Origin of the sequence: Citrobacter sp. wls826 (assembly GCF_005281245.1) — a bacterium.
Lineage (GTDB): Bacteria > Pseudomonadota > Gammaproteobacteria > Enterobacterales > Enterobacteriaceae > Citrobacter > Citrobacter braakii.
The window spans coordinates 48,805-60,461 of the sequence record NZ_SZWS01000016.1; the positions used below are offsets into that span (position 1 = coordinate 48,805).

General features: G+C 51.6%; 12 protein-coding genes. 8 read left to right on the forward strand and 4 right to left on the reverse strand.

The annotated features are described in order from the left end of the window. Positions 1-213 precede the first annotated feature (213 nt). From ahpC to FDW87_RS02330, 6 genes are all read left to right on the forward strand, one after another. Positions 214-777: an alkyl hydroperoxide reductase subunit C gene (ahpC, locus tag FDW87_RS02305; protein WP_004859485.1), complete on the forward strand. Its 564-nt coding sequence runs from the start codon at positions 214-216 to the stop codon at positions 775-777. A 154-nt stretch (positions 778-931) separates the two neighbouring features. After that, complete coding sequence (gene ahpF, locus FDW87_RS02310) at positions 932-2,497, forward strand: alkyl hydroperoxide reductase subunit F (RefSeq protein ID WP_016152210.1); 1,566 nt, start codon at positions 932-934, stop codon at positions 2,495-2,497. A gap of 223 nt (positions 2,498-2,720) precedes the next feature. Next, positions 2,721-3,275: a molecular chaperone gene (locus FDW87_RS02315; RefSeq protein ID WP_137352693.1), complete on the forward strand. Its 555-nt coding sequence runs from the start codon at positions 2,721-2,723 to the stop codon at positions 3,273-3,275. Next, entirely contained in the window at positions 3,272-5,548 is a 2,277-nt protein-coding gene (locus FDW87_RS02320) for a molybdopterin-dependent oxidoreductase (RefSeq protein WP_137379423.1), read from the forward strand. The genes FDW87_RS02315 and FDW87_RS02320 overlap by 4 nt, the downstream gene beginning before the upstream one ends. After that, positions 5,545-6,102, forward strand: a complete 558-nt coding sequence (locus FDW87_RS02325; RefSeq protein WP_049269768.1) for a 4Fe-4S dicluster domain-containing protein — start codon at positions 5,545-5,547, stop codon at positions 6,100-6,102. The genes FDW87_RS02320 and FDW87_RS02325 overlap by 4 nt, the downstream gene beginning before the upstream one ends. Next, a complete protein-coding gene (locus tag FDW87_RS02330; RefSeq protein WP_049269767.1) occupies positions 6,102-6,869 on the forward strand; it encodes a DmsC/YnfH family molybdoenzyme membrane anchor subunit in 768 nt (255 codons plus the stop codon). The genes FDW87_RS02325 and FDW87_RS02330 overlap by 1 nt, the downstream gene beginning before the upstream one ends. Before the next feature lie 69 nt (positions 6,870-6,938). On the opposite strand, the gene uspG is transcribed toward FDW87_RS02330, so the two are convergent. Continuing rightward, the gene (uspG, locus tag FDW87_RS02335; RefSeq protein WP_016152215.1) at positions 6,939-7,367 is read right to left on the reverse strand and encodes a universal stress protein UspG; all 429 of its coding nucleotides are present in this window, start codon (positions 7,365-7,367) and stop codon (positions 6,939-6,941) included. 187 nt (positions 7,368-7,554) lie between these two features. Next, a complete protein-coding gene (gene rnk / locus FDW87_RS02340) occupies positions 7,555-7,965 on the reverse strand; it encodes a nucleoside diphosphate kinase regulator (RefSeq protein WP_005120853.1) in 411 nt (136 codons plus the stop codon). Positions 7,966-8,240: 275 nt separating this feature from the next. Between rnk and FDW87_RS02345 the strand changes: the two genes are divergently transcribed. Both FDW87_RS02345 and FDW87_RS02350 read left to right on the forward strand, forming a co-directional pair. Then, positions 8,241-9,071 (forward strand): alpha/beta fold hydrolase, encoded by an 831-nt coding sequence (locus FDW87_RS02345; protein ID WP_016152216.1) that lies wholly within the window; start codon positions 8,241-8,243, stop codon positions 9,069-9,071. Positions 9,072-9,167: 96 nt separating this feature from the next. Further along, entirely contained in the window at positions 9,168-9,791 is a 624-nt protein-coding gene (locus tag FDW87_RS02350; RefSeq protein WP_016155958.1) for a flavin reductase family protein, read from the forward strand. Between the two features lie 41 nt (positions 9,792-9,832). Here the strand turns inward: FDW87_RS02350 and rna are convergent, their stop codons facing one another. Then, a complete protein-coding gene (rna, locus tag FDW87_RS02355) occupies positions 9,833-10,639 on the reverse strand; it encodes a ribonuclease I (RefSeq protein WP_047415132.1) in 807 nt (268 codons plus the stop codon). Positions 10,640-10,749: 110 nt separating this feature from the next. Next, the coding region (locus FDW87_RS21540; protein WP_252362960.1) for a DASS family sodium-coupled anion symporter at positions 10,750-11,657 on the reverse strand (908 nt) is incomplete at its 5' end.

Here is an 11,657-nt window from a genome sequence, read left to right on the forward strand (position 1 = left end):
AGCCAGCCCTGCTGGTACTGACGTTACCTGCGGGTAGCTCGGGTAATGAGGCTCCCTGCAAAGGGGGCCTTTTTTACTTTTATCTTTAGGTTCACAACATGAGTTTGAGTGGGTTGTTAGTTAACGCTTATTGATTTGATAAAGGAAACGCATTAGCCCTGCGAAGAGATTTTCGTTAACTTATCTCTCAACGAAAACACGGAGGAAGTACAGATGTCTTTGATTAATACCAAAATTAAACCTTTCAAAAACCAGGCGTTCAAAAACGGTGAGTTCATCGAAGTAACCGAGAAAGATACCGAAGGTCGCTGGAGCGTCTTCTTCTTCTACCCGGCTGACTTTACTTTCGTTTGCCCGACCGAGCTGGGTGATGTGGCTGACCACTACGAAGAACTGCAGAAACTGGGCGTAGATGTCTATTCCGTATCTACTGACACCCACTTCACCCACAAAGCATGGCACAGCAGCTCTGACACCATCGCGAAAATCAAATACGCGATGATCGGCGACCCGACTGGCGCCCTGACCCGTAACTTCGACAACATGCGTGAAGATGAAGGTCTGGCTGACCGCGCAACCTTCGTTGTAGACCCGCAGGGTATCATCCAGGCAATCGAAGTTACCGCTGAAGGTATCGGCCGTGATGCGTCTGACCTGCTGCGTAAAATTAAAGCCGCACAGTACGTTGCCTCTCACCCAGGTGAAGTTTGCCCGGCGAAATGGAAAGAAGGCGAAGCGACCCTGGCTCCATCCTTAGATCTGGTCGGTAAGATTTAAGTCGCATAATTTGTAGGCCGGATAAACGCAGTGCATCCGGCCATTCCACAGGCGCAGTTTGCGCCTGTTTCATTCCAGCACCATGACGCAAGTTGCATTAATGCAGTCCCGCAAAGTCGGCTTGCATGATGATGTTTTCAGAGAGGGAAGAAGAATGCTCGACACAAATATGAAAACCCAGCTCAAGGCTTATCTTGAGAAACTGACCAAACCTGTTGAGCTGATTGCTACGCTGGATGACAGCGCTAAATCGGCAGAAATCAAGGAACTGCTGACTGAAATTGCTGAACTGTCAGAAAAAGTCACCTTTAAAGAAGACAATACTCTGGCGGTACGCAAGCCATCGTTCCTGATCACCAATCCAGGTTCTCACCAGGGGCCGCGCTTTGCCGGTTCTCCGCTGGGCCATGAGTTTACCTCCCTGGTGCTGGCGCTGCTGTGGACCGGTGGTCATCCGTCAAAAGAGGCGCAGGCGTTGCTGGAGCAGATCCGCGATCTCGACGGTGATTTTGAGTTTGAAACCTATTATTCGCTTTCCTGTCATAACTGTCCGGACGTGGTACAGGCGCTGAACCTGATGTCGGTACTGAATCCACGCATCAAGCATACGGCGATTGACGGCGGTACATTCCAGAACGAAATTACCGATCGCAACGTGATGGGCGTTCCGGCGGTGTATATGAACGGCAAAGAGTTCGGTCAGGGGCGTATGACGCTGACTGAGATCGTGGCGAAAGTAGATAGCGGCGCAGAAAAACGTGCGGCACAAGAGCTGAACAAACGTGATGCTTATGACGTGCTGATTGTCGGTTCCGGTCCTGCGGGGGCGGCAGCGGCAGTGTACTCTGCACGTAAAGGTATTCGCACCGGTCTGATGGGCGAACGTTTTGGCGGTCAGGTTCTTGATACCGTTGATATTGAAAACTACATCTCGGTACCGAAAACCGAAGGCCAGAAACTGGCGGGCGCGCTGAAAGCACACGTTGATGACTATGATGTTGATGTGATCGACAGCCAGAGCGCAAGTAAACTGGTTCCGGCGGCGCAGGAAGGCGGTTTACATCAGATTGAAACGGCATCCGGCGCGGTGCTGAAAGCACGCAGCATTATCATTGCCACCGGTGCGAAATGGCGCAACATGAACGTTCCGGGTGAAGATCAGTATCGCACCAAAGGCGTAACCTACTGCCCGCACTGCGATGGCCCGCTGTTCAAAGGCAAGCGCGTTGCGGTGATTGGTGGCGGCAACTCCGGTGTTGAAGCTGCTATTGACCTGGCAGGCATTGTTGAACATGTGACGCTGCTGGAGTTCGCACCTGAAATGAAGGCTGACCAGGTGCTGCAGAATAAGCTTCGCAGTCTGAAAAACGTCGATATTATTCTGAATGCGCAAACGACAGAAGTGAAAGGCGATGGCAGCAAAGTCACCGGCCTGGAGTATCGCGACCGCGTGAGTGGCGACGTTCACAGTGTGGAACTGGCGGGTATCTTTGTACAGATAGGTCTGCTGCCAAACACCAACTGGTTGGAAGGTGCCGTCGAGCGTAATCGCATGGGTGAAATCATCATCGATGCCAAGTGCGAAACCAGCGTGAAGGGGGTTTTCGCCGCTGGTGACTGCACCACCGTGCCGTATAAGCAGATCATCATCGCGACTGGTGAAGGCGCGAAGGCCTCATTGAGTTCGTTTGATTATCTGATTCGCACGACAGTAGCATAAAAAAAGTAAGACACACCTGCAATGCCAAAACCGTCAGCCATCCGCTGGCGGTTTTTTATTTCCACGCTTTCAGATTGTCAATTCTTGAAACAATAAACCGCGTAACACATTTATTTAATGAGTCTGACCATTAGTTTCATCAAAGAAAGATGAGGCGTTTTCTTTATTATATCAACCTGTGTTACGTTTTCATTTGTTTTATGAATAAATGGTTGGTTAATTCATGGGTGAAATATATGAAACCCTGACGATCTTTGAATCGACAGGGTTATTGTTGCGTGATTTTTTTATTTCTCACGATAGTCACACGCTGAAAGCGGCTTATTCAGCTCTGGAAGCACATGCCTCGAGGCTAACAGAACAGGAGTGGTTGGACGCGGAGTACGACTTCAATGCGCTATTTGTTGGGCCACAGACGTTAAAGGCTGCGCCGTTCGCTTCGGTTTATCTCGAAGAAGATGCCCTCGTAATGGGTAAATCAACTTTGAGCATTCGGGAATTCATGGCAAATATAGGTTTATCTATAAACCACAAAAATAATATACCGGATGATCATATTTCATATGTATTGGAATTGGCGGTTTTATTATCGGCTAATGCCAGAACATCAGCTAAATACCAGGTCGCCTTCACTCGATATGTAAGTGAGTATGTAGCGCTGTGGGTGCCCGAGTATATCGAAAAAATAAATATAAATGCACAAACCGCCACGCTGAAAACCGTAGCGGGAAGGTTGTCTTCTTGGCTTAATGAATTAAACACGAGAGTATCAATATGAGTAATGAACCGGGAGTTCTGAACAGACGTTCATTTTTGAAAGGGTTAGTTGCCCTTGGAACCGTGGCTGCCCTGCCTGGGGGGTTGCTGACTTCACGCTGCGCATTGGCGCAACCGCCAATTCCGTTTAACCCTAAAACTTACAAAATTTCTCGCAACGCCTGTCCGCGTAACTGCTATGACACCTGTAGCCTGAAAACCTGGGTGAAGGATGACGTCATTACCTTTGTGGAAGGCGCGCCTGAGTCAACGTTTACGCATGGAACACCCTGTGTAAAAGGTCTGACTTATCCTCGCCGGGTGTATAGCCCGGATCGCATTAAATATCCGATGGTTCAGGATGTTCGCGGCAGCGGTAACTGGCGTCGTATCTCCTGGGACGAAGCAATGCAGCGCATTGCGACCAATATGCTGGAGATTAAAAAGAAAGACGGCTCAATGCTGGGGCTGGCGCTGTCAAAATACTCAGGCAACCTTGGGGTGATGGGTTATGCCGTTGAAGGGATGATGTCTTCGCTGGGTTACACCACCCGTTTTGCCGGGACACCTTGCTGGCCAGCCGGTATCGACGCCCAGAACTATGATATGGGGGATATGTGGTGTAACGACCCGGAAGATTTTGTAAAAGCAAAATATATCATCATCTGGGGCGCGAATCCGGCCTGGTGCTCTATGCACACTATGAAATACATCTATCAGGCGCGGGAGAAAGGCGCAAAAGTTGTCGTTATCGATCCGCTGTTAACGCAGACCGCCGCGAAAGCCGATCTTTATTTACGTGTTCGCCCAGGCTCAGATGGCGCTCTGGCGCTGGGCATGGCGCGTCACCTGGTGGATAAAGGTTTAGTTGATCAGGATTTCGTCAATAACTATTCCCACGGATACCCGGAATTCGAAGCTTATCTGCGCAGCAGTGTGACCGTCGAGTGGGCCGCTGAAATTTGCGGTCTGTCGGCGGATGCCATTCGCCAGTTAGCGGAAGAGTTTACGGCGGTTAATCCTGCCACCGTGTGGATTGGCTACGGCATGCAGCGCCATGTTAACGGCGGCGCTAACGTACGGGCGATCGATGCCTTTGTGGCAATGACCGGCAATATTGGTATTGAGGGCGGCGGTGCCCGCTACGGTCATCTGCAGACATGGGGTTATAACTACCATGGAATGATGCAGAAGCCTCCTGCAGGTTCTGTCGGAATAAAAGGCGCAGGTGGTCCGGTGGGTGAGTTTGTCAGCGATAGCGGTGAGAAGAGCGAATACTCCGATCGTGCGCTGAATATCAACCAGACGGCGCAAGGGATTCTGGACGCCAGTGAACCACCGGTACGGATGCTGTGGGTGGCCTCTAAAAACCCGTTTGCTCAGGATTTCGACCGCAACAAGATGATCAAAGCGTTTGATAAACTGGAAATGGTGGTTTGTGTCGACCAGTTCTTCAACGAAACCGTCCAACATGCGGATATCGTGCTGCCTGTCACTACCACCTTTGAACAATGGGATGTCTCTTCGTCTTATTGGCACTACTGGTTATCCGTCAACGAGCCGGCTATCAAACCGCTGTATGAGTGCAAGAGCGATCCGGAAATCGCGGCGCTGCTGTCCAAAACCATCAATAAACTGGAACCCGGTTCATGTACCTTCCCGCAGGCGTTTGATGCTAAACGCTGGTTGGATCAGGAATTTAATGAGGGGATGGGGAAACAGTTTGGCATTGCAGGCTGGGATGACCTGCTGGAAGGACCACGCAAAGCAAAAATGGTCAGCACCGCGGCCTGGTACGATCGCAAGTTCAAAACGCCGTCAGGCAAGTACGAGTTCAAATCAGAACTTTGTGCGGAAAATGGTCACACGGCTTTGCCGGAATATAAAGCGGGTGCACAGGGTGCGCTGCCGTTCCACCTGTTTACACCTCATCTTCAGTACGGTCTGCACTCGCAGTTTGTCAATCTGGACTGGATGCAGGTTTTCTGGCCAGAACCCTTTGTTTATATCCACCCGCTTGCTGCACAGAAAAAGGGCATCACTGAGGGCGCTCACGTCAAAGTCTTCAACGAGGTGGGCCATGTTGAGTTGCGAGCCAAAATTACCACTAATGTGCCGGAAGATTTTCTTGTGATGTACGAATCCTGGTTCAACAAGCTTAGTTACAACGTACAGAATGTGGTCAAAGATACGCCCGCCGATATGGGAAAAATGGCGACAGGCGCGCCCGGTGCGGCCATACACAGTCAATTTGTAGATATTACTCTGTCAGGAAATGAAGGAGCTGCAGCATGAGACGCGCGTTTTTAGTCAATAGCGATAAGTGCATCGGCTGCCGTGGCTGTGCGATGGCGTGTAAGAGTTTTAATCAGCTGGAGCCTGAACGTTTCTGGCGCTATGTCTACCCGCTGGATAAAGAAATTTACCCGCATGAGGAGCGAGCGTTCTACTCGCTGGCCTGTAACCATTGCGAAAATCCGGCCTGCCTGGCGGCTTGTCCGGTAGAGGCGTACACCAAACGCGAGGATGGTGTTGTGGTGCATAATCCGGAACGTTGTATCGGATGCAAAAACTGTATCCGCAATTGCCCATACGGTGCGCCGCGCTTTAATGAAGAGATGAAAAAAGCGGAAAAATGCAGCATGTGCTACGAGCGTCTCGATGTCGGTATGCAGCCGGCGTGCGTGAGTGCCTGCCCGGTAGGCGCCCTGACGCTTATCGATCTGGATGCCGATCCGATCCCCAACAATGCCGTACAGTATCCGCCGGGATTCCCACGTATGCCGCAGCTTAACCCTGGCACGCGTTTTATCCTCGCGCGTCAACCGAAGCAACCGGAGGGCAAGTAATGGAAAAGTATGAATTCCCTCTGGTTATTTTTACCGTATTGAGCCAGATGTCGGTTGGTATAACGCTCATTCTGACGCTGCGCACGCTGCAAGGGAAACTGGAAAGCAAGCGCCTGTACTGGCTGGTAAGCGGGCTGGTTCTGGCGGCTGCTTCCGTGGCGGCGGTATTGCACCTGGCGCATCCGGATCGCGCCTACAATGCCCTGATTAACCTCCAGCATGCCTGGCTGAGCCGTGAGATTCTCGGCGCAACTTTATACGGCGCGGCGGTGGGCGTGACGTTTTTGGCAAAAGGGCACAAAGCGCCGGCCGTTCTGGCCTCTGTTCTCGGGATCGCGCTGGTGGCGGTACAGGGGATGACCTATGCCGCCCCGGCGATGGTGGCGATCGCCAACGGTCTGACGATGCTGCTGTTCTTCATCACGGTGTGGGTTATGGGTTGTGCGGCGATTCCGCTGCTTAACCTCACGCCTGCCGTTGCCGCATTGCGTCAGGGGATTGTCGTTTGTATGGCGGTCATGATTGCCGCGCCCATTATCTGGCTAAGTGGTGGCACCATCATGCAGATGACGGCACATGCCTGGCTGACGTCGCCGCTTTATCTGGCAAGTCTGGTGTGTCTGGCGGTGGCCTTTGTCCTCAGCCGCCAGGGCGAGCGTCGTGCAAAAGCGCTCTTTGTCCTGCTGTTTGTTGGCGTATTCCTGGGTCGTCTGACGTTCTTTGGCGATACGGTTAGTACTATCGTGAATATCGGTCATTTGTACTGATCGTCAGGCAATAAAAACCCCTGTCAGGCATTAACCTGGCAGGGGTTTTCTTTAGCAAATTAGAGGCTATTAACGTACAACCAGCACTGGCAGAGTAGCGTGGCGAACAACGCTGGAAGCGTTTGAGCCGAGCAGATGAGTGCTGATTGATGGGTTGCGCGATCCAATGACGACCACATCCGCATTCAACTCTTCACCCAACTCGTTGACGACGTCACGTACGCTGCCAAAGCGGACGTGTTGTTTAATACGGGAAGGATCGATGCTGAAGTGACCGACCATCGTTTGCAGACGAGTTTCCGCTTCGTGTTGTAGATGCTCTTCAAAACGACGGACATCGGCTGCAAAGCGGTGCAGGCTTAAGCTTGCTGAGCCTGGCAGCACATGCAGCAGATGAATAACCCCGTTTTCCTGTGCCAGAAATTCTGCATGGCGAATAGCCTTGTCGCTCAGTTCCATTTCGAATACATCAACAGGCATTATGATTGTGTTGTACATAAACATTCTCCTTGTCATTACATGAACACATATCAGCATAGTATTAAAAATGATTCTGTCAGTCACGACACAGATTTATGTTTTGCGAACAGGAGATAAGGTGAGGGTCAGGAGTTGGGGGCTAACCGGAAAGAGGATGCGGATGCATCCCCTGTAAGATAAAGCGAGTGGCTTTGATAAGACAGAGTTAGCGCAGGTAGTCGCCCGCAGCTTCAGGTTGGTACTCAAGCTCAATGACTTCGAGGTGTGTTGAGGTCCCGCCTGGTAGTTCCCAGTGAATGGTGTCGCCAACGCGCAGGCCCAGAAGTGCAGCGCCAACAGGTGCCATTACCGAAAGCTGTGTGCTGCTGTCAGTCATATTGGCCGGATACACCAGGGTACGCACACGGACTTCGCCATCACTCAGATTGCGGAATTTCACGCGGCTGTTCATGGTCACGACATCGTGCGGCATGGTTTCTGGTGAACACATTTGGGCACGATCCAGCTCGGCGTTCAGGGCGTCGGCAATCGGTAAACCAGCAAACGCAGGTTGCTCCAACAGGCGGTCAATGCGTTCCGCATCGAGGTCGTTAATGATGATAGTTGGTCTGGACATTTGTTACTCCATGTCGTCGATACTGCGGGTGCGCAGGTAAATAATCCCAAAAGAAAACCCTCACCGTCAGGCGGCAAGGGTTTAGCTTTTATGATGATACTGAGACTTACCCCTGGTTTGAAGTGATTTAGTTCACATTCAGGCAAATCATCAATATTGTTGCGTATGGTGTGATTTTAGCCGAAAAACGCGATCGTTCTCCAATTTGCATTATGCTTTTTAAGCGCTCGCTGCGGGCGCGTCAAACAACTCAGTGTTCCGCGACAGGAGATCTCATGAGCCAGTACGACAAACTTACCTTGAAAGACGGCAGCTATTTGCATTTTAAAGATTGGGGAAGTGGGCAGCCTATTGTCTTTAGCCATGGCTGGCCGCTGACGGCAGATGCGTTTGAAGATCAGATGCTGTTTCTCGGGTCGAAAGGATTTCGGGTGATCGCCCATGACAGGCGTGGGCATGGGCGTTCAGCCCAACCCTGGGATGGTCACAATATGGATCAGTATGCTGACGATCTGGCTGAACTTACCGCGCATCTCAATCTTAAAGATGCCGTACATGTCGGACACTCTACCGGGGGCGGGGAAGTGGCGAGGTACATTGGTCGCCATGGAACGCAGCGGGTAGCCAAAGCGGTGTTAATCGGCGCGGTGACGCCCATAATGATCAAGACCGACTTTAACCCAAATGGTGTGCCGAAAGAGGTGTTTGATGGCATCCGTGAGGGAGTGATAAACGATCGCGCTGCCTTCTTCTATGAACTGACCGCTGCATTCTATGGCTACAACCGCCCGGGCGTAAATGCGTCGAAAGCCGTTCGTGAAAGCTTTGTTGAACAGGGCTTACAAGGTTCTATCAAAGCGTTGTACGACTGTATTCACGCGTTTTCAGAAACTGACCTGCGTGAGGATCTCAAAAAGATGACTATCCCGACGCTGGTGATCCATGGTGATGACGATCAGATTGTCCCGTTTGAAACCTGCGGAAAGGTTGCGGCGGAAATACTGCCGGACGCGCAGTTGAAGGTGTATGTTGGCGGTTCGCATGGCATTTGCACTACCCATAAACAACAGATCAACGGCGATCTGCTCAACTTTATTCAATCGTAATCTTTAGCAGATTGTTCTACGCTGATCTTCTTTTTCCAGGGAGATGAGCGAAGCATAATTTGTGCTGCGCTGATGTTAACTTCAACAGAGAACGCTATGTATTTCTATCAACCATCACAAGGACACGGTTTACCGCATGACCCGCTGAATGCCATCATTGGACCGCGCCCTATTGGCTGGATTGCCTCCCGCGACAGCGACGGTCGGCATAACCTTGCACCGTACAGTTTCTTTAACTGCTTTAATTATCATCCGCCGATTATCGGTTTCGCCAGCAGCGGCTGGAAAGATAGCGTGCAGAATATTATCGACACCGGTGAGTTTGTCTGGAATCTGACGACTCTTGAGCTGGCCAGCGCGATGAACGAAACGTCAGCCAGCTTGCCTCACGGCGAGGATGAGTTTTTTGCCGCCGGGCTTAGCAAAGCTGATAGTCGGATAGTCAGCGTGCCGCGCGTGGCGCAAAGCCCGGTCAATTTTGAGTGTCGCTTATCGCAAAGTCTGCAACTGACCACCGCTGATGGTTCGCCTGTTGAAACCTGGCTGGTGCTGGGAGAAGTGGTGGGTATTCATATTGATGAAACGCTACTGGAAGGCGGCATCTACCAGACGGCGAAAGCAAAACCGGTACTGCGTGCGGGCGGGCCAACGGCGTATTATTCGATCAGTGAAACACACCGCTTTGATTTAGTTCGCCCGGATGCTCGTTCAAAACGCTAACCATATGGACCGACGCCAGCTTGCCGCGCCGGTCGTTATTTTCAGTATCCCACTTTGTCGATAATAAACTGTTTACCGCAGTTACCCGGATGCGGTTGCGGTAAGAATGACTGTGCGGATAACGTCTGGTTAATGGTGTCGGCTTTCAGGGACAACTGGATTTCTGTGAGATAGGCCGGATTGCCGTGGCAGCTTAGCTTCACGGCTTTGACGTTCTCTCTGCCCCAGCTTTTAGCGACGGCGGTGTCAAATGCGCTGCGGCTGACGGTTTTGCCGTAGTTTTCCGCGAGGAATTTGCCAGCCTCGCTGTTTTTAACCTCATTATTCATCCGTACCATCGTGCCGAAGTATGCGTCGGGATCAAAACCGAAACAGGCGCCATGTTTGGCATATTCGTAACGTTCCAGACAGGATCTCCCGCCGGCACCGGGCATTACGGCACTGAGTTTTGCCGCGCTTTCCAGCGACAGGCCCGTTTCGGGAGCCGCGCATTTACGGCTGGCGCGCGCTTCAGGCAGGTTGGGAATAGGGCGAGTCGCGCAGCCAAAGCGCATCCAGCGGCGGTTGTCTACTCCACGGGCGGCGATGGATTTTGGCAGGCTGGGCCATAAACCGTGAACGGTCAGGAAATCTGCTTTGTCCGCACTCTCTTTTTGCAGACGACATTCGTCGGGCTCTTGACGATTTCTCTCGTGTTGGCTCTGACAAAATCCGGTTTGCCAGGAGAGGGCCAGCACGTAGCTGTCAAAATCAGCGTACTGTTTTGCCTGAAGTTCATCGGCCTGAGCTACAGAAACTGGGAGCAGAAGTGCTGCCAGCAGCGAAGAATAACGCCATGTTGATGTCATGATGATTTCGGATACTTATATAAATTTTGAATATCATCTATTTAATCATAAAAAATGCCAGTCAGGTTTAGCTGACTGGCATCATTTTCATCAGGCGGGAACCCGAATGATTAGCTCCACATTGCCAGAATCGGCCAGCCGACCAGCAGAAGCATAGAGATGTAGATAACGCCGAAGATAGCACCCAGACGCCAGTAGTCTTTGGACTTCACATAACCGCAGCCGTAAATAATAACGCCAGGGCCAGTTGCATACGGAGTCAGACAGCCCATGATACCGATGGACAGTACCAGCAGGATACACAGGTGTTCCATCGGAACGCCCGGGATGCCTTTGCCGACGGCCAGAATAACCGGCAGCATGGTGGCGGTGTGTGCGGAAAGGCTGGCAAACAGGTAGTGAGCAAAATAGAACACCAGCACCAGAACGATCACGGTCGCGTTAGGCGAGAAGCCTTCCAGGTGCGAGCTCATCGTGTTGGCGAACCAGTCGATGAAGCCTGAACGGGTTAAACCATTCGCCATAACGACCAGCGTGGCGAGGTTAACCAGGGTGTTCCATGCGCTGTTATAACGGGTGATGTCTTTCCACGGGACAACGTGCAGCGCCAGCATCAGCGAGACTGCCAGCAGACCCACAGCGGTCGCATCAATCAGTTTACCGCCAAAGACCCACAGACCCAGGCTGAGCAGAACCAGACCGATCAGGGTCAGCTCTTTACGCGTCAGTTTACCCATGGTTTTCAGTTCATCACCAGCCCACGCGGCAACTTCAGCACTGTGAGTAACTTCTGGCTTGTAAAGAACATAGGACAGCCACGGAGCAACGATCAGCAAAATAATACCAACCGGCAGGAAGCTGAGGAACCATTGCAACCAGCTGATTTGAATACCGGCAATTTTATTGACGAATTCCAGACCCAGCACGTTAGGTGCAGCACCGGTAACGAACATAGAGGAGCTCAGGCTGGTACTGATTACCATCATCCACATCAGATATCCGCCGATACGGCGCGCGG

Excerpts from the sequence above, each read along its gene's own strand:
- ahpC (WP_004859485.1), top strand. The coding sequence starts at position 214 with ATGTCTTTGATTAATACCAAAATTAAACCTTTCAAAAACCAGGCGTTC.
- ahpF (WP_016152210.1), top strand. The coding sequence starts at position 932 with ATGCTCGACACAAATATGAAAACCCAGCTCAAGGCTTATCTTGAGAAA.
- FDW87_RS02315 (WP_137352693.1), top strand. The coding sequence starts at position 2,721 with ATGGGTGAAATATATGAAACCCTGACGATCTTTGAATCGACAGGGTTA.
- FDW87_RS02320 (WP_137379423.1), top strand. The coding sequence starts at position 3,272 with ATGAGTAATGAACCGGGAGTTCTGAACAGACGTTCATTTTTGAAAGGG.
- FDW87_RS02325 (WP_049269768.1), top strand. The coding sequence starts at position 5,545 with ATGAGACGCGCGTTTTTAGTCAATAGCGATAAGTGCATCGGCTGCCGT.
- FDW87_RS02330 (WP_049269767.1), top strand. The coding sequence starts at position 6,102 with ATGGAAAAGTATGAATTCCCTCTGGTTATTTTTACCGTATTGAGCCAG.
- uspG (WP_016152215.1), bottom strand. The coding sequence starts at position 7,367 with ATGTACAACACAATCATAATGCCTGTTGATGTATTCGAAATGGAACTG.
- rnk (WP_005120853.1), bottom strand. The coding sequence starts at position 7,965 with ATGTCCAGACCAACTATCATCATTAACGACCTCGATGCGGAACGCATT.
- FDW87_RS02345 (WP_016152216.1), top strand. The coding sequence starts at position 8,241 with ATGAGCCAGTACGACAAACTTACCTTGAAAGACGGCAGCTATTTGCAT.
- FDW87_RS02350 (WP_016155958.1), top strand. The coding sequence starts at position 9,168 with ATGTATTTCTATCAACCATCACAAGGACACGGTTTACCGCATGACCCG.
- rna (WP_047415132.1), bottom strand. The coding sequence starts at position 10,639 with ATGACATCAACATGGCGTTATTCTTCGCTGCTGGCAGCACTTCTGCTC.